Annotated in this window: 20 protein-coding genes; 2 read left to right on the top strand and 18 right to left on the bottom strand. The window is 71.7% G+C overall.

Annotated features, from left to right (window positions below):
* Positions 1 to 104: 104 nt before the first annotated feature.
* The 8 genes from OG623_RS32960 to OG623_RS32925 form a co-directional block, all read right to left on the bottom strand.
* Positions 105 to 338 (bottom strand): hypothetical protein, encoded by a 234-nt coding sequence (locus tag OG623_RS32960; protein WP_406151261.1) that lies wholly within the window; start codon positions 336 to 338, stop codon positions 105 to 107.
* Positions 339 to 409: 71 nt separating this feature from the next.
* Positions 410 to 832, bottom strand: coding sequence for a DUF6221 family protein (locus tag OG623_RS32955; RefSeq protein WP_406151260.1), 423 nt, complete (start codon positions 830 to 832; stop codon positions 410 to 412).
* A 168-nt stretch (positions 833 to 1,000) separates the two neighbouring features.
* Positions 1,001 to 1,942, bottom strand: coding sequence for a PfkB family carbohydrate kinase (locus OG623_RS32950; RefSeq protein WP_406151259.1), 942 nt, complete (start codon positions 1,940 to 1,942; stop codon positions 1,001 to 1,003).
* Entirely contained in the window at positions 1,939 to 2,928 is a 990-nt protein-coding gene (locus tag OG623_RS32945) for a zinc-dependent alcohol dehydrogenase family protein (RefSeq protein WP_406151258.1), read from the bottom strand. Before OG623_RS32945 ends, OG623_RS32950 begins: the two co-directional genes overlap by 4 nt.
* The gene (locus OG623_RS32940; RefSeq protein ID WP_362893261.1) at positions 2,928 to 3,800 is read right to left on the bottom strand and encodes a carbohydrate ABC transporter permease; all 873 of its coding nucleotides are present in this window, start codon (positions 3,798 to 3,800) and stop codon (positions 2,928 to 2,930) included. The genes OG623_RS32945 and OG623_RS32940 overlap by 1 nt, the downstream gene beginning before the upstream one ends.
* The gene (locus OG623_RS32935) at positions 3,797 to 4,762 is read right to left on the bottom strand and encodes a carbohydrate ABC transporter permease (RefSeq protein WP_406151257.1); all 966 of its coding nucleotides are present in this window, start codon (positions 4,760 to 4,762) and stop codon (positions 3,797 to 3,799) included. The genes OG623_RS32940 and OG623_RS32935 overlap by 4 nt, the downstream gene beginning before the upstream one ends.
* On the bottom strand, positions 4,759 to 6,117 hold the full coding sequence (locus OG623_RS32930; RefSeq protein ID WP_406151256.1) for an ABC transporter substrate-binding protein: 1,359 nt from the start codon (positions 6,115 to 6,117) through the stop codon (positions 4,759 to 4,761). Before OG623_RS32930 ends, OG623_RS32935 begins: the two co-directional genes overlap by 4 nt.
* A gap of 215 nt (positions 6,118 to 6,332) precedes the next feature.
* The gene (locus tag OG623_RS32925) at positions 6,333 to 7,094 is read right to left on the bottom strand and encodes a DeoR/GlpR family DNA-binding transcription regulator (RefSeq protein ID WP_362893257.1); all 762 of its coding nucleotides are present in this window, start codon (positions 7,092 to 7,094) and stop codon (positions 6,333 to 6,335) included.
* 359 nt (positions 7,095 to 7,453) lie between these two features.
* Between OG623_RS32925 and OG623_RS32920 the strand changes: the two genes are divergently transcribed.
* Positions 7,454 to 8,239: an SAM-dependent methyltransferase gene (locus OG623_RS32920; RefSeq protein WP_406151255.1), complete on the top strand. Its 786-nt coding sequence runs from the start codon at positions 7,454 to 7,456 to the stop codon at positions 8,237 to 8,239.
* Positions 8,240 to 8,294: 55 nt separating this feature from the next.
* Here OG623_RS32920 and OG623_RS32915 read toward each other — a convergent pair whose 3' ends face one another.
* From OG623_RS32915 to OG623_RS32885, 7 genes are read right to left on the bottom strand one after another with little or no spacing between them, the layout of a single operon-like run.
* Positions 8,295 to 9,551: a M20 family metallopeptidase gene (locus OG623_RS32915; RefSeq protein ID WP_406151254.1), complete on the bottom strand. Its 1,257-nt coding sequence runs from the start codon at positions 9,549 to 9,551 to the stop codon at positions 8,295 to 8,297.
* Entirely contained in the window at positions 9,548 to 10,213 is a 666-nt protein-coding gene (locus OG623_RS32910; RefSeq protein WP_406151253.1) for a trimeric intracellular cation channel family protein, read from the bottom strand. Before OG623_RS32910 ends, OG623_RS32915 begins: the two co-directional genes overlap by 4 nt.
* 36 nt (positions 10,214 to 10,249) lie before the next feature.
* Positions 10,250 to 12,964: a SpoIIE family protein phosphatase gene (locus OG623_RS32905; protein WP_406151252.1), complete on the bottom strand. Its 2,715-nt coding sequence runs from the start codon at positions 12,962 to 12,964 to the stop codon at positions 10,250 to 10,252.
* 10 nt (positions 12,965 to 12,974) lie between these two features.
* On the bottom strand, positions 12,975 to 13,742 hold the full coding sequence (locus tag OG623_RS32900; protein ID WP_406151251.1) for a YqjF family protein: 768 nt from the start codon (positions 13,740 to 13,742) through the stop codon (positions 12,975 to 12,977).
* A gap of 41 nt (positions 13,743 to 13,783) precedes the next feature.
* Positions 13,784 to 14,797 (bottom strand): NAD(P)/FAD-dependent oxidoreductase, encoded by a 1,014-nt coding sequence (locus OG623_RS32895; RefSeq protein ID WP_406151250.1) that lies wholly within the window; start codon positions 14,795 to 14,797, stop codon positions 13,784 to 13,786.
* Positions 14,794 to 15,321 carry an isoprenylcysteine carboxyl methyltransferase family protein gene (locus OG623_RS32890; protein ID WP_406151249.1) on the bottom strand — a complete coding sequence of 176 codons (528 nt, stop codon included), beginning with the start codon at positions 15,319 to 15,321 and terminating at the stop codon, positions 14,794 to 14,796. The genes OG623_RS32895 and OG623_RS32890 overlap by 4 nt, the downstream gene beginning before the upstream one ends.
* A gap of 13 nt (positions 15,322 to 15,334) precedes the next feature.
* Positions 15,335 to 16,393, bottom strand: coding sequence for a type III polyketide synthase (locus OG623_RS32885; protein WP_406151248.1), 1,059 nt, complete (start codon positions 16,391 to 16,393; stop codon positions 15,335 to 15,337).
* A gap of 120 nt (positions 16,394 to 16,513) precedes the next feature.
* On the opposite strand from OG623_RS32885, the gene OG623_RS32880 reads away from it, so the two are divergent.
* Positions 16,514 to 17,398, top strand: coding sequence for a UbiA family prenyltransferase (locus OG623_RS32880; RefSeq protein WP_406151247.1), 885 nt, complete (start codon positions 16,514 to 16,516; stop codon positions 17,396 to 17,398).
* A gap of 55 nt (positions 17,399 to 17,453) precedes the next feature.
* Here the strand turns inward: OG623_RS32880 and OG623_RS32875 are convergent, their stop codons facing one another.
* Genes OG623_RS32875 through OG623_RS32865 form a run of 3 tightly spaced genes read right to left on the bottom strand, consistent with a single transcriptional unit; the run spans position 17,454 to position 20,649 of the window.
* Positions 17,454 to 18,353 carry a carbohydrate ABC transporter permease gene (locus OG623_RS32875; protein ID WP_406151246.1) on the bottom strand — a complete coding sequence of 300 codons (900 nt, stop codon included), beginning with the start codon at positions 18,351 to 18,353 and terminating at the stop codon, positions 17,454 to 17,456.
* The gene (locus tag OG623_RS32870; protein ID WP_406151245.1) at positions 18,350 to 19,312 is read right to left on the bottom strand and encodes a carbohydrate ABC transporter permease; all 963 of its coding nucleotides are present in this window, start codon (positions 19,310 to 19,312) and stop codon (positions 18,350 to 18,352) included. The genes OG623_RS32875 and OG623_RS32870 overlap by 4 nt, the downstream gene beginning before the upstream one ends.
* Positions 19,309 to 20,649 carry an extracellular solute-binding protein gene (locus OG623_RS32865; protein ID WP_406151244.1) on the bottom strand — a complete coding sequence of 447 codons (1,341 nt, stop codon included), beginning with the start codon at positions 20,647 to 20,649 and terminating at the stop codon, positions 19,309 to 19,311. The genes OG623_RS32870 and OG623_RS32865 overlap by 4 nt, the downstream gene beginning before the upstream one ends.
* Positions 20,650 to 20,720: the final 71 nt, after the last annotated feature.

Raw genomic sequence — 20,720 nt, 5'->3', positions numbered from 1 at the left:
CACGGGACAGCGCCCGGCGGGCCCCGATCCCCTTGCCGCGCCTGCCGTGGGCGCCCCGGACCCGTGTAACAGCGGCGACAGCGCTTACCCGGACAGGGGTTCTCCTACCGACGGGAAAGAAGCTCGCGCGTTCGAGCCTTCAGGATCCAGCGCGAGGGCGCGATCCGGACGCGCTGACCTCCGCCGGTGACCAGCGCGCTCACCGGCGCCATGGGATCCAGCGCCATCGTCCTGGCCAGCAGGACGCCCGCGGCCAGTGGGAGCAGGGTCACGGCCAGCGCCGCGCCGGCGCTGGTGAGGTTCTGGATGCGGGGGCGCGTCGGCGCTTCGGTGACCATGGTCCCCATTCGACCAGCGGCGCGACGGGCCGGGATCGGTCCGCGTACTCAGACGCCGGCGATCCGGGTACTCACTCCGGGGGCTCGGGCGGGCCCCAGTGGGAGAACCTGGGCAGCCACTTCACCCGGTAGTCGGGGTGCCCGGCGTGTTCGGCGGCCATCTGCCGGACGACGAATCCCAGGCCGACGGCCCGGCCCGAGGTGAAGTCCTGAGCCGGGCGGTCGCTGTCCAGGACCGAGATCTCCTCGTACTCGTCCAGCAGGACCCTGGTGGTCTCGATGCGGCGCAGGGTGCGCGCCGGGTCCTGGAAGGCGATGTGGCGGTCGTAGCCGCGCGAGCGCACGACGAACGCGATCCCGCTCGTGCGGTCGTGCACCTCGCCGGGCGCCTCGGCAGGCGTCCGCCAGCCGTCGCCGCCCGCTTCCCTCGCGGTGCTCTCCTCCTCGGCGAGGCGTGCCCGCACGAAGGCCAGGAGGTCCGAGTTGTCTGCCATCTGGTTCCGAATCCTTCTCCGTCACAGACCGCGGCGGAAAGGCCACTCACCGCCACGGGCCCGTTCTGCCCGACCAGCAGAGGATGCCTCACGGGCGCGCCCCGGGCGCATTCGGCACGGGGCGCGTTCCGTATGACGGACATCTCGGCTGGCTGTGACCGGCGGGATTCAGAGTGCCGGCGCTCGCCGCCCTTCTCGGACACCGGCCGGGGCCGAGGGCTCCGTGCCCGCCTTCGCGCACACCGAAGCCGCTGTCTCCGCGGCGTAGGCCAGCATGTCCCGCACCTCGGCGGGCTCCGGCTCGGCCGTGAAGGCGCCGTGCGCGCCCATCCGGCTCAGCAGGCCGGCCGCGAACGCGTCGCCCGCGCCGATCGTGTTGACGACATCGACGGGTGTGGCGGCGACGGACACGGGCGGCGCGGTGGCGGTGTACGCCGTGCTGCCCCTGGCGCCCCGGGTGAGGATCACCAGCCGTCCTCCGGCCGCCAGGCTCCGGCAGGTCTCCTCCGGGCCCGCTCCCGGCCACAGGCGCTCCAGGTCCTCGTCGCTGGCCTTCACGACCTGCGCGAGCCGGCACAGCTCGCGCAGCGCCGCCGCGCCGTCGTCCGCGCCCAGGGTGCGGTCCCGGCGGACGTTGGGGTCGACGAAGAGGAGGGAGTGCTCGGCCGCCGCGGCGGCGGTCGCCCGCACCGCGGATGCCGCGGGCTCCACGACGGCCGCGAGCCCGCCCACGTACACCGCGCCGAATGCGCCGGCCCGCGCGGACAGGTCGGGCAGCTCGAACGTCGCGGTGTCCTGGAGGTGGAAGTGGTAGTCCGTGCCTCCCTCCCCCGGCTCGGCGACCGCCAGCGCGGTGGGCAGGCCGGAGCGCGCGCACAGCGTGGTGGTGACCCCGGCGGCCCGCAGCCGCTCCTCGATGGTGCGGGCGAAGCCGTCGCCGCCGAGCCCGCCGGCGAAGGACACCGGGGTGCCGAGCGTGGCGAGGCCCACGGCGACGTTGGCCGGGGCCCCGCCGAACTGGGCGGCCCGTACGCCGCCGTCCCCGGCCACCGGCACGAGGTCGACGAGGGCCTCACCGAGCACGAGGACGGCGCCCGGCCCGCCCGTCACGGTTCGACCACGATCTTGCGGCCGATGCCCGCCTTGAAGCGGTCGATGGCCTGGGAGTACTGGTCGAGCGGCAGCCGGTCGCTGATGAAGACCGCCGGGTCGAGCACCCCGGCGGCGAAGAGGGCCGCCGCGCGCTCGTAGCTGTGCAGGACCGCCATCGAACCGGTGATGGTGATCTCCTGGTTGTAGATGCGGTACGGCTCGATGACCGCCGTCGTCGCGTAGTCGGCCACCCCGAACTGGAGGAAGGTCCCGCCCTTCGCGACGCGTCCCAGGCCGTCCTGGATGGCGCCCGCGTTGCCGGTGGCGTCGATGACGATGTCCCAGCCCGCCGGACGCTCCAGCTCCTCGGCGCCGGCCGCCGACCGGGAGCAGCCGAGAAGGCTCGCGGTGGCGAGGCGGTCGGGGTTGATGTCCAGGACGTCCACGGACGCCGCCCCGGTGCGCTTGGCGAGCTCCAGCATCATCAGGCCCATGGTCCCCGAGCCGTAGATCAGCACCTCGGCGCCGAGGGTGCTGCTCATCACGTCGTATCCACGGACCGCGCAGGACAGCGGCTCGATCAGGGCCGCGTCCTTCACGTCGATGTGCTCGGGCAGCCGGACACAGTTGGCGACGGGGGCCACGGCGTACTCGGCGGCCCCGCCGGAGACGGTGACGCCGATGGCGGCCCAGCGTTCGCAGAGGTTGCCGCGTCCGATGCGGCAGTAGCGGCACTCGTGGCAGTGCAGGGAGGGGTCGACGGCGACGCGGTCGCCGACGGCCAGCTCCGTGACGTCGCGCCCGATGCCCACGATCTCACCGGCGAACTCATGCCCGGGTACGAGCGGCAGGGAGGGCGCGAACTCGCCCTGGAGGATGTGCAGATCGGTGCCGCACAGTCCGCACGAGGCGACGGAGACGACGACCTCGCGGGGTCCGGGCGTGGGGTCCGGGACGGTGGTGACGGAGATCTTCCCGGGTGCTTCGACGATCGCTGCCCGCATTATTTCACTGCTCCGAGAGACAGGCCCTGGACGAGTTTGTCCTGGGCGGCGTAGCCGGCGGCGAGCACCGGCAGGGACACGACGACGGACGCGGCACACAGCTGGGCCAGGAAGAGGCCCTGGCTGGTGACGAATCCGGTGAGGAAGACGGGTGCGGTCTGGGCGACGACGCCGGTGAGCACCCGTGCGAAGAGCAGTTCGTTCCAGCTGAAGATGAAGCAGATCAGCGCGGTGGCCGCGATGCCGGGCGCGGCCATCGGGGCGACCACCCTGGACAGGACGGTCGGCAGTCGCGCGCCGTCGACCTGGGCGGCCTCGATGACCGAGACCGGCACGTCCGCGAGGAAGGACTGCATCATCCAGACCGCGATCGGCAGGTTCATCGAGGTGTAGAGGATGACCAGGAGCCAGATGTTGTCGAGCATCCCGGCGTTCTTGGCGAACAGGTAGACCGGGAGGAGCCCGGCGACGACGGGCAGCATCTTCGTGGACAGGAAGAAGAACATCACGTCCGTCCACTTGCGCACGCGCCTGATGGAGAGGGCGTAGGCCGCCGGGAGCGCCAGCAGGAGCACCAGGACCGTGGAGAAGAAGGACGCGCCCAGCGAGTTGAGCAGGGGCGGCCACGGGGTGACGCCGGTGTCGGCGCCGAAGAAGGCGCGGTAGCCGTCGAGGGTGAGCGGCGCGAAGAGGGAGGGCGGGTTGGTCGCGGCGTCGGACTCCGCGTGCAGCGAGGTCAGCAGCATCCACAGCGCGGGCAGGCAGAACGCGAGTCCCGCCGCCCAGGCCAGCAGGCCCAGTGCGGTGGAGCGGCGTCGGGCCCGTCGCAGGAGGCGTCGCGCGGACGGGGCGGGTGCGGTGGTGGTGGTCATGCGCGGTTCGCCTCCTCACTGAAGAGGGACGAGACGGTCCGCAGCGCGAAGGTGGCGATGATGATCGTGCCGATCACCACCACGACTCCCGCGGCGGACGCCAGTCCGTATTCGTGGGCCTGGTAGAAGGTCTGGTAGATCGTGTACGGGAGGTTGGCGGTGTCGAGGCCGCCGGCGGTGATCGTGAACACCGCGTCGAAGTTCTGCACGATGTAGACGGCGCCGAGCAGGATGCCGAGTTCGAGGTACCTGCGCAGATGCGGCAGGGTCAGGAAGCGGAAGGTCTGCCAGGCGCTCGCACCGTCCAGGCGCGCCGCCTCGATGATCTCCGCCGGCCTGCTCTGGAGCCCGGCGAGCAGGATGAGCATCATGAACGGGGTCCACTGCCAGACCAGTGCGGCGATGACGGCGAGCAGTGGCATGTCCGCGATCCAGTCCGGCTGGCTGGGGTTCGTATCGCCGAAGAGGTCGCCTATCCAGCTGAGCGCGCCGTTGAAGAGCCCGTACTCCGGGTTGTAGAGCGCGTGCTTCCACAGAAGGGCCGCGGAGACCGGCACGATCAGGAACGGCGTGATGAGCAGCGTACGGACCACGCCCCGGCCGAAGAACGTACGGTCCAGGAGCAGCGCGAGTGCCAGTCCGATGACGACGGTGGCCAGCACGACACCCACGGTCAACAGGATCGTGGTGATGACCGAGTCGCGGAGCCCTGCGTCGGTGAAGACGGACGCGTAGTTGCCGAGGCCGTTGAAGGCGCGTTTGTCCGGGCTGAGGGAGTTCCAGTCGAAGAGGGAGATCACCAGGGTCGCCACGAACGGCAGCTGGGTGACGACGACCAGGAAGATCAGGGCGGGCAGGAGCGGCGCTCTGGTCGCCCAGGCCCGCCGGCGGCTCTTGCTGTCGCGGTCGGGGGCGGTCGGCCGCGGTGGTGACTGGGGTGTGGTGCCGAGTGTGGTGGTCATCGGTACTCCTTGGCGACCTGTTCAGCCAGCTTCTGGGAGGTGGCCAGTGCCTTGTCGACGGACTGGCGGCCGGCGATGGCCGCGCTGATCTCCTGCGCGACCCTGGTGCCGAGATCGGTGAACTCGGGGATACCGACGAACTGGATGCCCGGCACGGGGCGTGCCTGGGTGCCCGGGTTCTTCGGGTCGGCCCCGGAGATGGCCTGTTCGGTGACGTCGGCGAAGGCGCCTGCCGCCTTGCGGTATTCGGGGTTCTCGTAGGTGGAGGCCCGCTTGCCGGCGGGCGCGTCGGACCAGCTGCTGGTCTCGCCGACGAGTGACTCGTACTCCTTGCTGGAGGCCCAGGAGACGAACTTCCACGCGTCGTCGGACTTCTTGGAGGCCTTCTGGATGCCCCAGGCCCAGGTGTAGAGCCAGCCCGAGCTCTTGGTCTTCTCCACCGGCGCGGGAACGTAGCCGATCTTCCCCTTCACCGGGGAGCCGGCCGCCTCCAGCGAGCCGGCGCCCGCGGTGGCGTCGTACCACATGGCCGTCTTGCCCTGCGTCATGTTGTTGAGGCACTCGGCGTACCCGGACTGGGAGGCGCCGCGCTCGCCGTGCTTGCGCACGAGGTCGACGTAGAAGCGGGTCGCCTTCTTGAACTCGGGCGAGGTGAGCTGGGGTTTCCAGTCCTCGGTGAACCAGGTGCCGCCCATGGTGTTGACGACGGTGGTGAGCGGCGCGACGAGTTCGCCCCAGCCGGGCAGACCGCGCAGGCAGATGCCCTTCATCCCGGACTCGGCTCCGTCCGCCTTCGCCGCGAGTCCTGCCACCTGCTGCCAGGTGGGGTGCTCGGGCATCGTCAGGCCCTTGGCCTCGAAGACGTCCTTGCGGTACATGAGGAAGGACGACTCGCCGTAGAAGGGTTCGGCGTAGAGCTTGCCGTCGGCGGTGAGCGACTCCGTCAGGGGTTCGAGGATGTCGTCCTGGTCGAAGTCGGTGTCCTCGGCGGCGTAGGAGTCCAGCGCGTGCAGCCAGTCGTTCTTCGCGAAGAAGGGCACCTCGAAGTTGCTGATGGTGCCGACGTCGTACTGCCCTGCCTGGTTGGAGAAGTCCTGGCTGATCTTGTCGCGGACATCGTTCTCGGGGAGCACGGTGAAGCGGACCTTGATGCCCGTCTCCTTGGTGAAGTGCTCGGCGGTGAGCTTCTGCAGCTCCAGCATCTGCGGGTTGTTCACCATGAGTACGTTCAGTGCGTCACCCCCTCCGAACGCGGTGCCGCCAGCTCCGGCGCATCCGGCGGCGAGGAAGGTCATCACTGCCGTGCCCGCGACCGCACGCACGCGGATCCCACGGCGTCGTTGCTGGTGGGGCATAAATTCTCCTGATCGGTCGTAGCGGCTCGTGGATATCGGGTGCCCGCGCTCCCCCGGCCTCTCCTGACGGTTCCGGGCATGGCGGGGCGGCCCGCCGGGCCTCCTCGTCGAAGGCGGCGGGTGACGGGACGGGGGAGAAATCGGGGACGGGGGACGGGGGACGAAGGGGTGGGGTAAGGGGGGTGCGGGGGCGGCGGGGGCGGTTCGCCGTCGTGTCAGACGCGGATGACGTTCGGGCCGAGCAGGGAGTAACGCTGGGCTTCCGCGGAGGGCAGCCCGGTGTCGGTGACGACGGCTTCGAAGTCGCCGACGCCGGCGAAGCGGCAGAAACTCACCGCTCCGAACTTCGAGTGGACACCGGCGAAGACGCGGCGGCGGGAGCTGCGCATGGCCTGCGCCTTGACCTCGCCGACCGCCGGGTCCGGGGTGGTCAGCCCGTACTGGCGGGAGATGCCGTTCGCACCGATGTACGCCAGATCGATGACGAAGTCGGCGAGCATCCGGGTGGCCCAGTGGTCGACGGTCGCCATCGTGCTGCCGCGCAGACGTCCGCCGAGCAGGAGCACGGCGACCTTCTCCGCGTCCGCGAGGACCGTGGCCACCGCCAGGGACGCGGTGACCACCGTCAACGGCCGGTCACGGGGCAGGGCTTCGGCGATGAGCTGGGGAGTGAAACCCTCGTCGACGAACACCGTCTCGGCGTCGCCGAGCAGATCGGCGGCAGCCGCCGCGATCCGTGACTTCTGCGGTACGTGGTGCGTGGTGCGCATCGCGAGGGTGGTCTCGAACCCCGCGCTCTCGACCGGGTACGCACCACCGTGCGTGCGCCGTACGAGTCCGTGTTCCTCCAGGGTGTGCAGATCGCGCCGGATGGTCTCCTTGGCCACCTCGAACTGTTCGGCCAGCCGGTTCACGTCGACCGAGCCATCCCGTCGGGCCGTCTCGAGAATTCCTCGTCGGCGTTCCTCGGTGCCCACGATCCCATCCCTGCGCTAGGTGCGAATGCGTCAGGCCCGGTGTCCGTTCGGGCCCTGGCATAGGTTGTACAAGCAGTGGCGGGTGTTCGGCCAGCTTCTTCGCGCCACTGCCTGTGCCCGTTCATGCCCGTTTCACCGGGGCTTCCCGCACTGGTCGGAGCGCCTTTCGGCTGTCGTAACACGGAAGGCACGGTCCGTTATGGACACCTCATCGCCCGTTTCACGACCGTATCGCGGTCAAGGCACCGCCCGGTGCGGGCGCGACGAGGCGCCGGTGTCCGCCCGGCACGGCGGAAGGGCTGTGGCAGACTGCGCCGGCGGGAACGCTTCAGTTCGCCCCATCTGCAACGGAGTTCGGGATGAGTACCGGGATACCCCAGCCGCCGATCGACACCAGCAGGCCCCACCCGGCCCGGGTCTACGACGCGCTCCTGGGCGGCAAGGACAACTACCCGGTGGACCAGGCGGTGGCCGAGCACCTGCCGGCCGAGGCGCGGACCGGGGCGTTGCAGCAGCGCGCGTTCATGCACCGGGCGACGGCGTGGCTGGCGGGCGAGGGCGTGGAGCAGTTCCTGGACATCGGTACGGGCATCCCGACGGCTCCGAACCTCCACCAGATCGCGCAGGAGATACGCCCGGCGTCGCGCATCGTCTACTGCGACAACGATCCGATCGTCCTGCGGCACGCCGAGGCCCTGCTGGTCAGCAGCCCGGAGGGGGTCACCGACTACGTCCACGCCGATGTGCGCGAGCCGGGCACGATCGTCGATGCCGCACGCCGGGTCCTGGACTTCGACCGGCCCGTCGCCCTGTCGCTGTTGGGGCTGCTGCACTTCCTGCCCGACGAAGAGGACCCGGACGCCATCGTGCGCGCCCTGGCCGGCACACTGGCGCCCGGCAGCTTCGTGGCACTGTCCCAGGGCGCGTCGGACGTGAATCCGGAGCGGGGCGAGCAGGGGACCGAGGAGTACGGGAAGGGCGGCATCCGGCTGGCGCTGCGCACCCGTGACGAGTTCGGCCGCTTCTTCGACGGCCTCGAACTCGTGGATCCGGGTGTCGTGACGGCACCACGGTGGTTCCGCGGCTCGGCCGCCCCCGAGCAGGAACCGAGCGGGATGTACGTCGCGGTGGCCCGCGTCCCGTAGGACGGCCCCGCGGGCCTGGCCGGAACCGCCCGGCCTTCGCACACGCGTCGGCGGCTCAGCTGCCGAGCCAGGCGAGTGCGGCCACCGTCACTGCGCTGACCCCGGTGTCCAGCGTCGGCTGGACGACAGGAGCGAAGGAAGCGCTGTGGTTGACGGGGATGTCCTGGGCGACGGTCCCCTTCCTGGCGGCTTCGGCGTAGCGCTCGGGGTCGATCCCGCCGATCGCCCAGTACGTGAACGGCACCCCGAACGCCTGGGGGATCTCGCTCAGGTCCTCACTGGCGGTCTGCAGTTCGACGGTGTGGGCGTCGTCGCCGAAGTAGGCGTTGAAGGCGTCCGCCACGCGCCGGGTCGGCTCCTCGTCGTTGACGGTCGGCGGGAAGGAGGTCGTCCGCTCGAATTCGGGCTCACGGGGCGCACCGGACGCCTCGCACTCGGCTCTGACGATCCGCTCGATCGCCGCCAGGACCTGTCCGCGGGTGACGTCGTCGTAGGTGCGGACGTTGAGCTCGATGACGGCACGGTCGGGGATGACGTTGGGGCCGCTGCCCGCGTGGATGCTGCCCACCGTCACCACGGCGGGGGTGGTGGCGGCCAGTTCCCGGGCGACGATGCCCTGCAGCCGTACGACGATCATGGCGGACATCACCACGGGATCGATCGCGGCCTGGGGCATGGAGCCGTGCGCCCCTCGTCCGTGGACGGTGACACGAAGGCTGTCCGCGGCCGACAGGAACGCCCCGGGGCGGGTGCCGACGTATCCGGCCGGGTAGGGCAGGACATGCTGGGCGAGCACCACGTCGGGCCGCGGCGCCTTCCCGGTGAGGCCGTCGTCGATCATGGCCCTGGCGCCGTCGCCGTTCTCCTCCGACGGTTGGAGGAGCGCGACGAAGGTGCCCCGCCAGACATCGCGTTTCTGTGCCATCAGCTGTGCACAGCCGATCAGACAGGTCACGTGCACATCGTGGCCGCAGGCGTGCATGACCGGCTGTTCGCTGCCGTTCCCGTCGGTCGCCGTCGCGCCGGAGGCGTACGGGAGGCCGGTGTCCTCCTTCACGGGGAGGGCGTCCATGTCGGCCCGGGCCATGACGACCGGACCGTCGCCGTTCGTCAGGACGCCGATCACGCCGGTGCCGCCGATGCCTTCGGTGACGTCGTAGCCGCAGGCGCGCAGGGCGTCCGCGGCCTTCTTCGCGGTGCGGTGCTCCCGCAGGCCGAGTTCGGGGTTTCGGTGGAGGTCCTTGTAGAACTCCTCCAGATCGGGGCGTACGTCGGTAAGGCCGGCCAGGACGGTCCGGGCGGGTTCGGTCATGATGGCTCCTTGCGTGGGTGCGGCTCCCCGCTCCCACCTCGGGTTTCAGGTGGTTCCGGTGCGTTGAGGTCGTACCGCAGGCCGAACACGCGGATCAGGAAACAGGCCGTCGCCGCTCCCAGCGCCGCGGGCAGACCGTAGAAGCCCCACTCGACCGCCGCCACGGTCATCGCGGCAGCCACGAGGGCGGGAATGGCGTACAGGCCGCTGCGGAGCACCGAGGGGATCCGGCCGACGAGTACGTCGCGGATCGTGCCGCCTCCCACCGCGGTGACCACCCCCAGCAGGACCGAGGGGGCGACGCCGAGACCGGAGTCCAGTGCCTTGCTCGCACCGGTCACGGCGAAGGTACTCAGCCCGACCGCGTCGAGTACGACGATCGCCGTCCCGATCCGGCGCAGGTGCCGGCTGAGAGCGAAGGCGATCAGCCCGCCGGCGGCGGCCAGCGTGTAGTAGCGCCAGTCGCGCAGGGTCGCGGGAGGGAGCGAGTCGATGAGGATGTCGCGGATGAAACCGCCGCCCAGCGCGGTGGTCATGCCGAGCACGACGACGCCGACCACGTCCAGCCGCGCGGCGCGTACCGCGGTCAGGGCGCCGTTCAGCCCGAAGGCGAACGTCCCGGTCAGGTCGAGGACGAGCAGCGGCGTGGGTTCGGAGCTCATGTCCGGTGCCCGCCCGTCACGGGGCGGACGGGGCGCTCAGACGAGGTCATGGCCGGGCAGCGGTTGTTCCGTCCAGATGACCTTGCCGCCGTCGTCGGTGTAGCGGGTGCCCCAGCGTTCGGCCATCTGGGCGACGAGGAACAGTCCTCTGCCTCCCTCGTCCATGCTGGCCGCCTGGCGCAGATGGGGTGAGGTGCTGCTGCGGTCGGACACCTCGCAGATCAGCGTCCTGTCACGGATCAGCCGTACGCGGATGGGGCCGCTGGCGTAGCGGATGGAATTGGTGACCAGTTCGCTGAGGATCAGCTCGGTCGTGAACGCCTCCTCGATCAGGGTCCACTCGTTGAGCTTGCGGGACACCTCGGAGCGGACCCGGGCGACCGCCGAGGGGTCGGACGGCACATCCCATTCGGCGACGTTCTCGGGGGCGAGACGCCGGGTGCGCCCGATGAGCAGCGCGATGTCGTCCCTGGCCCTGGCGGGCACCATACGGTGCAGGACGGCCTCGCAGGTCTCCTCCGGTGTCCGGTCGGGGTGGCCGGTCAGGGTTTCGCGCAGCAGTTCGAGTCCTACGTCGATGTCGCGGTGCCGGTCCTCGACGAGCCCGTCCGTGTAGAGCACCAGCCTGCTCTCCTGCTCGAGCTCCACGACGAGCGTCTCGAAGGGCATGCCGCCGAGTCCCAGGGGCGGGCCGCCCGGCACGTCCGCGAACACGGCGTCGCCGTCGGGGCTGACGATCACCGGCTGGAGGTGGCCGGCCCGCGCCATGGTGCAGCGCCCGGACGCCGGGTCGTAGATCGCGTAGAGGCAGGTGGCGCCGGTGACACCGCCGCCCTCCGAGCCCTCCGAGCCCTCGGCGGACTCGGCGGACTCGTCCTGGTCGATGCGGGCGACGAGCTCGTCCAGGTGCCACAGCAGCTCGTCGGGGGGCAGGTCCAGGGTGGAGAAGTTGTGGACGGCCGTGCGGAGCCGGCCCATGGTGGCGGCGGCGTGGAGCCCGTGCCCGACCACGTCACCGACCACGAGGGCGACCCGGGCGCCGGGCAGCGGGATGATGTCGAACCAGTCGCCGCCGACACCGCCGAGCCCGCCGAACCCCGCCTGTGCGGGGAGGTAGCGGTAGGCGGCCTCCATGGCGCTCTGCTCGGGGAGCCCCTGCGGCAGCAGGCTGCGTTGCAGGGTGACGGCCACGTTGTGCTCGCGGGAGTACCGGCGCGCGTTGTCGATGCTCACCGCGGCCCGGGCGACGAGTTCCTCCGCGACGGAGAGGTCCTCGTCCTCGAATGGCTCGGGGGTCCCTGCTCGCCAGAACAGGGCAGCGCCGAGAATCACGCCCCTGGCCCGCAGCGGGACGGCCATCAGCGAGTGGAATCCGCTCTCCACGATGCGTTCGGCGCGTTCCGGGTTCTGCTGCAGCCATCCGCCGCGCCTGGCCAGGTCGCTGTCGAGGACGGACTCCCCCCTGAGCAGGCCCGCACCGATGTCGGTGTTCGGCAGGAAGCGGATCACCGAGCCCAGCGGGTAGAGGCCCGTGTCGTCGTGGGGACCGCTGAAGGCCGAGCGGCGCAGGCCGTCGGTGGTGGCGCGGACGGCCGTCGGCTCCTCACCGCGGAGCACGGCCTCGACCAGGTCCACCGTGGCGTAGTCGGCGAACCGCGCCGTGGCGAATGCGGACAGTTCCTCGCACGTGCGTACGACGTCCAGGGCGGTGCCGATCTCGGTGCCCGCGTCGTAGAGGAGCTTCAGCCTGCCGCGCGCGATGGCGGCCCTGCCCATGAGCGTCTGCAGCTCCGTGGTGTCCCGCAGGGTCGTCACGCTGCCGGGCGGTCCGCCGTGCCGGTCCGTGGCGCGCTGGCTGACGGCCAGCAGGCGGTCGCCCACGGAGTGCACCTCGTCGGTCGCGCTGCGCCCCGAGGCCAGCAGCCCGGTGGTGTCGGTGTCGAGCCCGAGCTCGTCGACCGGTCTGCCCTCGATGTCCTGGGGAAGGCCCAGGAGCCGTCGTGCCTCGTCGTTGGCCAGCAGCAGCCGTCCGTCGCCGCCGACGATGACCACGCCCTCCCGGACGGCGTGCAGCACCGCGTCGTGGTGTTCGTACATCCGGGTCATCTCGGTCGGGCCGAGACCGTGGGTCTGGCGTTTCAGACGCCGGGTGACGAGGGCGGTGCCTCCCATGGTGAGCAGCAGGATGCCGGCGGCCGAGCCGAACAGCAGCGGGAACTGGCCCTCGGTGACCCCGCTGACGTTCTTGATGGTGATGCCTGCCGACACCAGGCCCACGACCTGGCCGTTCGCGGCCTTGACGGGCACCACCGCCTGGACGAGCGGGCCGATGGTGCCCTCGATCTTCTCGGTGACGGTACCGCCGGCCAGGGCAGGGCCCACGGTCCCGACGAACTTCTTGCCGATCCTGTCGGGCAGCGGGTGGGTGTAGCGGATGGCCTTCAGGTTCATGACGACGATGAAGTCGACCCCGGAGCGCTTGCGCGCCGCCTCGGCCCTGGGCTGGAGCAGGGCGGTGGGGTCGGGGCTCTGCAGCGCGGCTTCCGTGCCGGGGGCGTTCGCGAAGGCCTCGGCCACGGCGACCGAGCGGTTGCGGGCTTCGCGTTCGCTGTCGGCACGGGACTGGAGCACGAGCGCGGCCACCGCAGCAGCGACGAGCAACACCACGATCGCCACTTGCAGGAGAAAGACCTGACCAGCGAGGGTTCTCATGCGGAGAAACGCACGCGGGCGGCCGTAGCGTCCGGCCATGTCCCCCTTTCTACACGGATTCCCGCTCCCCCGCCGCGCGGGCGGGGCGGCCGAAGCGCACGGGGACGCCCGGTGAGTACAGCACGCTCAGCGGCTCCCCGACAGGGGCCGGCAGCCCCGCAGCCGTCACCAGGCTCTCCTCCCACTCGACGAGCTCCGCGCGGTGCAGGGGCCAGCGGGGGTGGGCGTTCGGCAGGAACATCGGGCGGCCGTGCAAGGTGCTGTGCAGGCCCCACCGCGCGGTCAGGAAGTGTTCGAGCTCGCTGGGCGCCCCGATCCGCGCGCCGGGGCGGAGCACGATCCGGCTGTGGGCGCCGCGGGGGCCGGGGACGCGCCGTCTGCTGGTGTAGGTGACGGTGTCCGCCTCATGCCGGATCTCCATGCGGGACCACGTGTACGGCAGCTGGAAGGCGGCCCGGGCGACGGCCACGGGGATCAGCCTGGAGGCGTCGAGGGAGCGGAAGACCACCCCGCGTCTGCCGTGCGCGTCCCGTGAGTACAGCCGGACATTGGTCTCGGGGAAGGTGCCCAGGTACGGGATGCCGGGGAGGCGGAGCCATCCGACACGGTGCATCCGGAAGGCGACGAGCCCGACGTAGGTGACCCCGTCCAGGGTGTCCGGCTCGGTCCCGGCGGGCAGCAGCGGTGCCACGTCCCCGGGGTCGGCCGCCCAGTGCAGGAACGCCAGGTCGAGCCAGGACTGTGTCATCAGCGGTTTCATCCCCGGGTGCGGCGGGTCCGGGGTGACGGGCTGCGGCGCAGGCGGTGAGGGCGGCATCCGGACAGGATGGCAGAGGGCAAGCCGGTCGCGTCAGGCCGCTACTGGAGGGCGTGCACCGCGGCGCCGAACAGTGCGGGCAGCCGCTGCGCCGCGGGCACGATCAGCCCGGCGGACCAGGGGCGGCCGGCGGCACCGAGCAGGGCTGCGGTGAGCAGCCGGTGGCGTCGTGTCAGCCGGGCCCACTGCGCGGGGTAGGCCTCGGGCCGTCCCGCGGCGAGGCAGTCGACCGCCGCCGAAGCGGTCGCCGCCGCCAGGGCGATGCCCTCGCCGGTGAGCGCGTCGACGTAACCCGCCGCGTCACCGGCCAGCAGGACCCGGCCGGTCCTCGGTGCGCTCGCGCGCCGGCGCAGCGGGCCCGCACCGCGTACGGGACCGGCCTCCTGGCCGGTGAGCCTGTCGGCCAGCTCGGGGAACGCGGCGAGGTGCCGCTCGTGGGGGCGACGGTGGCGGCTGAGCACGGCGACACCCACCAGGCACTCCCCCACCGGGGTCACGTACGCCTCGCCGTGGCGCGACCAGTGGACCTCCACCAGGTCCGTCCAGGGGGCGGTGGCGTAGTGCCGGCGCAGCCCGTATCTGCGGGGTGCCGAGCCGGGGTGCTCCAGGCCGAGCGCGCGGCGCAGCGGTGAGTGCAGGCCGTCGGCCGCGATCAGCCAGCGCGCCGTGAGACCCGCCGCCGTGACGCTGTCCGGCCCCTGGCGCACCTGTGTGACCCGGCCCGTCACGACGCGCACCCCGAGCTCCTGGGCACGCCGGTGCAGGGCGGTGTGCAGTTCGGTGCGCCGTACGCCGAGCCCGGGGGCGCCCCGGAAGGCGGCCTCCGCGTGCCGGGAGCCTTCGATGTACCGGATCCCCCGGAGCTCGCGGCCCGCGGGGGTGACGCCCAGGGCGCGCAGGGCGGCCACTCCGCTGGGCATGATGCCCTCGCCGCAGGCCTTGTCCACGGGTGTGGGGCGTGGCTCGACCACGACGGCCTCCAGGCCGGCCGAGGCGGCCCGGATCGCCGCCGCCAGGCCGGCCGGTCCGCCGCCCGCCACCAGGATGTCGATCACGTGCGTGCGTCCGCTCCCGCGATGCGGGCCAGGGCGCTGTCCTCGCACGGGATGCGTACGGTCATGAGCGCCGCGTTGAACACGGTGAACAGCACGGCGGTCACCCAGGCGCCGTGGACCAGCGGCAGGGCGGCGCCTTCGGCGGCGACCGCGACGTAGTTCGGGTGGCGCAGCCAGCGGTAGGGCCCGCCGGTCACCGGGGGCAGTCCGGGTACGATGATGACCCGGGTGTTCCAGCGGTGCCCCAGGGTGTGGACGCACCACCAGCGCAGTCCTTGTGCGGCGGCCACCACCGCCACCATGGCCCAGCCGGACCGTGGCACGAAGGGGCGGCCGGCCAGCCACACCTCGGCGAGACACGCGACGAGCAGCCCGGTGTGCAGGGCCACCATCACCGGGTAGTGCCCGCGGCCGGCCTCGGTGCCGCCCCGGGCGAGGCTCCAGCGGGCGTTGCGCAGCGCCAGGACGAGTTCGGCCAGTCGCTCGGCGGCGACGGCGAGCACGAGGGCCGTGTACCAGATCATGTGTTCCTCCGGACTACCAGCGCAGCAGCACGAGTTCGCAGCAGAAGCCCGGTCCCATGGCCAGCAGCAGACCGGGGGTTCCCGGCTCGGGCTTCGGCTGCTCCAGCGTGTCCCGCAGGACGTGCAGGACCGAGGACGAGGACAGGTTGCCGACCTCGGCGAGCGAGCGCCAGGTGACGTCCAGGGCTCCTTCGGGCAGGGACAGGACATCGCTGACGGCTTCCAGGACCTTGGGGCCTCCGGGGTGGCTCACCCAGCGGGCGATGTCCTTGGGTTTCAGCCCGTGTTCTGCCAGGAAGCCTGCGACGTCCTCGGCGAGGTACCGGCGTACGACGTCGGGGACGGCCGGGTCGAGGACCACGGCGAAGCCGGAGCTTCCGATGTCCCAGCCCATGACATGTCCGGTGTCCGGGTAGAGCCGGCTGCGGGTGTCCACCACCTCGGGCCCGTCCGGCGGTGCGGGGTGGTCGCCGCCGACGAGTACGGCGGCCGCCGCGCCGTCGCCGAACAGGGCGGTGGCGACCAGGTTGGCGGCGCTGTCGTCGTCGCGCTGGAAGGTCAGGGAGCAGAGCTCCACGGAGAGCAGCACGGCCACCTGTCCCGGCCTGCCGAGCAGGTAGTCGTGGAGCCGCGCCAGCCCGGCGGCTCCGGCGACGCAGCCGAGCCCGAAGACCGGGAGCCGTTTCACGTCGGGGCGCAGGCCGAGACGCCCGACCAGCCGCGCGTCGACGGAGGGGGCGGCGATGCCGGTGACCGAGGTGAACATCAGCAGGTCCACGTCCTCGGGGCGCAGCCCGGCCTTGCGCAGGGCGCCGCGGACGGCTTCGGCGCCGAGGCCGACGGCCGAGTCGATGAACACGTCGTTCGCCGCGCCGAAGCCGTCCAGTTCGCCGTAGCGCTCCAGGGGCAGCACCGTGTTCCGGGTGCGCACGCCCGCGTTCGCGTGGATCCGGTCCAGCACACGACGGTCGGCCCCGGCCGGCAGGCAGGTGCGCGCCACCATGTCGGTGACGTCGCCCTGGGTGTGACGGTGGGGTGGCAGGACTCCGTGTACGGCCGCGATCCGGGTCACCCTGGCCACCGCTTCGGAAAGGTCATGCTCCCCATCCTGCCCACAGAGCGTGGTGAATCACCGCAGATACGACACGCGGCTTCTGTGTTCCCGCACCCCGGATGTCCCTACGATCACCTCGTGGACACCACGGACCGGCCGGCGTACGCCCCCACCGCGCGACAGTGCCGCGCGGCGGCGGGGCTCGCGCTGTCCTGCCATCCGGGTCCGGTCGTGGCGGTGACCGTGCTCGTGACCTCACTGGCTGTCAGCTCGGGTACGGGGGCCGGCCGTTGGGCGCTGATCGGCGCGGCCGTGTTCACCGGTCAGCTCTCCGTCGGCTGGTGCAACGACGCCTTCGACGCCCGCCGTGACACCAGGGCCGGGCGTAGGGGAAAGCCCCTGACCCGGGGGGCGGTGGGCCTGCGCACGGTGTGGGGCGCGGCGTTCACCGCGCTCGCCCTGTGCGCGGTGCTGTCGCTCGCGTGCGGTGCCGCCGCGGGTGCGGCGCATCTGACGGGGGTCGCGGCGGCGTGGGCGTACAACCTGAGGCTGAAGGAGACCGTGGTGTCCTGGCTGCCGTACGTGATCGGCTTCGGGTGCCTCCCCTGCCTGGTCGCCCTGAGCCTGCCGGGTGGTCCCTGGCCCGCGTGGTGGGCGGTGGCCGCGGGTGCGCTGCTGGGCGTCGCCGCCCATCTGGGCGACGTGGTGGCGGACATCGAGGAGGATCTGCGGGCGGGGGTGCGCGGGCTGCCCCAGCGGCTGGGGCCCGCCCGCACCAGGCTGCTGCTGCCCTTCCCGTTGGTGGCGGCCACCGCGGTGCTGGTGCTGGGGCCCACGGGGTCCCCGGGTGGACGGGGAGTCGCGGTCCTCTCCGGGGTCGCTCTCTGCGCCGTGGCAGCCGCCACGGCCTGCGCCGGTCCACGGCGGCTCAGGACCTGGCGCAAGGCGGCGCTCGCGGGGACGGTCGCGGTGGCGGCGGCGGATGTGGCGCTGCTGCTCGCGCGGGGCGCGGAGATCGCCTGACGGCCCGTACGGGCGGTCGCGCCGTCCGTACGGGCCGTCAGGTGTGCCGTGGCCGCTACTGGCCGGCGAGACCGGTGTGCGCGATGCCGCGCACGATCTGTCGCTGGAAGAACGCGAAGACGATCAGGAGCGGTGTGCCGGCGATCACGAGCGAGGCCATGATCTGGGCGTACCGCACCCCGAAGGTCGACTGGACGCTGACGAGGCCGACGGGCAGGGTCATACCGCCCGGGTCGGTGGTCACGAGGAACGGCCACAGGAAGTTGTTCCACGTCGAGATGAAGGTGAAGATCGCCACGGCCGCCAGCACGGGCCTGGACAGCGGTATGACGATCGTCCAGAACACCCTCCAGCGGCCGGCGCCGTCGACGAAGGCCGCCTCCTCCAGTTCCCGTGGTACGCCTTCGAAGAACTTCACCAGGATGAACACCATGGCGGGCACGGCGACCTGGGGCAGGATCACGCCCCAGTAGGTGTCGACCAGGCCGAGCTGGACCATCTCGCGGAACAGGGGCGCGATGAGCACCTGCGGGGGCACCATGATCCCGGCGAGCACCAGACCGTAGAGCAGCCGCCGGCCACGGAAGTCGGTGCGGGTGAATCCGTACGCGGCCATCGCGCACGTCACGACGGTCAGCAGGGTGGTCATCACGGAGATGTACGCCGAGTTCATGAGCCAGACCATCAGGTCGCCCGACTCCCAGACCTTGCTGTACGCCTCGAAGGTGACGCGTGAGCCGATCCAGGAGAGCGGTGTCCTCGTGGTGTCGCCCTCCGGCTTCAGGGAGGTGGCGACCGCCCAGGCGAGCGGCAGGAGCCAGGCCGCGGTGAGGAGCAGGGCGACGACGAGCAGGACGATCCTGCCGCGCGTCCAGCGCGGCCGACGGCCCCCGGTGTCCGCGGCCCGCTCGGGCGGTGCGGCGGGGCTGGTGGTGACGGTGGCGGAACCGCTCACTTCGCGGCCTCCTCAGCTCGGCGCCGGGACAGCAGCGGCTGCACCAGGGAGACGGTCAGGATCAGGGCGAAGAAGATGTACGAGACGGCCGAGGCGTAGCCGATGCGGTAGCCCGTGAAGCCCTGCTGGTAGACGTACTGGAGAATCGGCCGGGTGGAGTCGTCGGGGCCGCCGCCGGTCATGATGTACACCTGGTCGAAGATCTTCAGCGAGGCCAGCACCTGGAGGACCACGACCAGTCCTGTGGTGCGGCGGAGCATCGGCAGGGTGATGTGCAGGAGCCGCTTGCCCGCGCCGGCGCCGTCGAGTTCGGCGGCCTCGTACAGATGCGCGGGGATGGCCTGGAGAGCCGCGAGGTAGAGCAGGAAGTTGAAGCCGACCGTCCACCAGACGGTGGTCGCCACGATGCTGAGCATGGCGTACCGCTCGTCGGTCAGCCAGCCGATCTCCGGCGTCAGCCCGACGGTGGCGAGCAGCTGATCGGCGAGGCCGAAGCCGGACGGCAGGATCATGTTCATGAACAGCAGGCAGACGACCCCGGACGGCAGCAGGAAGGGCGCGAACCAGCTGAGCCGCCACAGCCACTGCACCACCCGCAGCTGGTGGGCGAGCAGCGCCAGTACGAGGCCGACCACGACGAGCGGGACGGTGGACAGGACCGTGAACCAGACGGTGTTCCACAGCGAGGACCAGACGGCGGGGTCGCGTACCGCCTCGGCGTAGTTGTCGAGGCCGGTGAACTCGCCTCCGGTGCCGGTGATGTTCTCGCTGGTGAGGCTCGTGCCAAGGCCGGATATCAGCGGCCAGACCAGGAATCCCGCGTACACGAGGAGGAAGGGGGCGATGAACACCAGGCCGTGTTCGGTCCACTTCCTGCGCACGGTCCGGGAGGGACGCCCGGCCGCACCCCGGTCGGGCTTCGCCACGGAGGGCGGCGGCGCCGCGGTGGTGGAGGTCATGTCGCGGCTCCCGGGAGGGGGTTGCGGGTGTCGAGGAGTTCCCGCAGCCGGGCCCTGGCCTCGGTCACGGCGTTGCGCGGGCTCCGGGAGCCGGTGAGGACCCCGGAGAACACGGCGCCGAGCTCGATCCACAGCCGGGAGGCGGAGCCCGCGAACCACGCGGGCTCGTCGAGCGCCACGTCGTCGATCACGGTGCGGTATTCGGACTGCGGTTTCAGGGCGAGGTAGGCCGGGTCGTCGAGCACCGGCAGATAGGCGGGCACATGGCCGCCCTCGGCCCAGGCCACCGAGTGTTTGAGCATCCAGGCGACGAGGGTGTGGGCCGCCTCGTTCGGGGCGCCCCCGCGGTCGCTGCGGTGCGGCAGGACGAAGGCGTGGCAGTCGGCCTGGGTGGCCGCGGTCCCGAAGAGCGCGGGTATGCGGGCCATGGAGAACGGGAGCCCGGTGGCCCTGAAGGTGGAGATCTCCCATTCGCCGTTGAGGTGGAAGGCGGTCTTGCCTCCGTTGAAGACGCCGATGGATCCCGCGTAGTCGACGCGGCGCACCATCAGCCCGTCCTCGATCAGCCGGGCCAGGTACTCCAGGACCCGCAGCGCCTTGGCGTCGTCGAGCGCGAGGCGCTTGCCGTCGGCCGAGAGGACCTTGCCGCCGGTCTGCGCGTAGAAGGTGGAGAACAGACGCCAGGGGGTGATGCAGTCGGGTCCGAGCGTCTCGGTCACCAGGCCTGGCTGCCCGGTCGCCTTCTTCGCGGCACGCAGCGCGTCGGCGAAGTCCTCCGCCCCGCTGATCGGTTTGAGCCGGCCGCCCGACATGAGTCCGGCCTTCTCGCAGACCTCGGTCTGGTAGTAGAGGACGAAGGGGTGGGTGTCGAGCGGGACGGCGTACTGCCGGCCTCCCACCCGGCCACGGCTCCAGATGTCCGGCGGGAAGTCCTCCTCCCGTATGCCGTGTTGGGCCAGCAGGTCGAGGTCGAACGGGTCGAGGAGCCTGCCGGGTGCGAAGCCAGCGAGCCGGGCGAGATGCAGGGCTGCGAGCTCGGGCGCCCGTCCGCCGGCGCCGGCCATCCCGAGCTTGGTGTAGTACGGGGCGCCCCACTGCAGGGTCGAGGCCTCCAGCGCGATCTCCGGGTGTCCGGCCCGGAAGTCGTCCAGCATTCCCTGCATGTTGACGCCGTCGCCGCCGCCGAACAGATGCCAGTACCGCAGCAGGGTCTGTCCAGGACCCGCGGCGGTGGCGGGCGCGGCGCAGCCGGACAGGGAGCCCAGCGCTCCGGCGGCTGCGAGGGCGCCGGCACCACCCACGAGGGCTCGGCGCCGGCTGAGGAGAGGTGGTCGCATGGGCGGCTCGTCTCGGCTCGTCAGTGAGGTGCGGGGACGCGTGCGGGAAGGGCGGCGCGTTCGAAATCTCG

It is taken from the genome of Streptomyces sp. NBC_01012 (genome assembly GCF_045162755.1).
Classification (GTDB): Bacteria; Actinomycetota; Actinomycetes; order Streptomycetales; family Streptomycetaceae; genus Streptomyces.
This window is presented reverse-complemented; position numbering and strand designations above follow the sequence as displayed.

Bases quoted from the DNA above. Each gene is read 5' to 3' on its own strand.
- OG623_RS32960 (WP_406151261.1), bottom strand. From the start codon at position 338: ATGGTCACCGAAGCGCCGACGCGCCCCCGCATCCAGAACCTCACCAGC.
- OG623_RS32955 (WP_406151260.1), bottom strand. From the start codon at position 832: ATGGCAGACAACTCGGACCTCCTGGCCTTCGTGCGGGCACGCCTCGCC.
- OG623_RS32945 (WP_406151258.1), bottom strand. From the start codon at position 2,928: ATGCGGGCAGCGATCGTCGAAGCACCCGGGAAGATCTCCGTCACCACC.
- OG623_RS32940 (WP_362893261.1), bottom strand. From the start codon at position 3,800: ATGACCACCACCACCGCACCCGCCCCGTCCGCGCGACGCCTCCTGCGA.
- OG623_RS32935 (WP_406151257.1), bottom strand. From the start codon at position 4,762: ATGACCACCACACTCGGCACCACACCCCAGTCACCACCGCGGCCGACC.
- OG623_RS32930 (WP_406151256.1), bottom strand. From the start codon at position 6,117: ATGCCCCACCAGCAACGACGCCGTGGGATCCGCGTGCGTGCGGTCGCG.
- OG623_RS32920 (WP_406151255.1), top strand. From the start codon at position 7,454: ATGAGTACCGGGATACCCCAGCCGCCGATCGACACCAGCAGGCCCCAC.
- OG623_RS32915 (WP_406151254.1), bottom strand. From the start codon at position 9,551: ATGACCGAACCCGCCCGGACCGTCCTGGCCGGCCTTACCGACGTACGC.
- OG623_RS32910 (WP_406151253.1), bottom strand. From the start codon at position 10,213: ATGAGCTCCGAACCCACGCCGCTGCTCGTCCTCGACCTGACCGGGACG.
- OG623_RS32905 (WP_406151252.1), bottom strand. From the start codon at position 12,964: ATGGCCGGACGCTACGGCCGCCCGCGTGCGTTTCTCCGCATGAGAACC.
- OG623_RS32900 (WP_406151251.1), bottom strand. From the start codon at position 13,742: ATGCCGCCCTCACCGCCTGCGCCGCAGCCCGTCACCCCGGACCCGCCG.
- OG623_RS32890 (WP_406151249.1), bottom strand. From the start codon at position 15,321: ATGATCTGGTACACGGCCCTCGTGCTCGCCGTCGCCGCCGAGCGACTG.
- OG623_RS32870 (WP_406151245.1), bottom strand. From the start codon at position 19,312: ATGACCTCCACCACCGCGGCGCCGCCGCCCTCCGTGGCGAAGCCCGAC.
- OG623_RS32865 (WP_406151244.1), bottom strand. From the start codon at position 20,649: ATGCGACCACCTCTCCTCAGCCGGCGCCGAGCCCTCGTGGGTGGTGCC.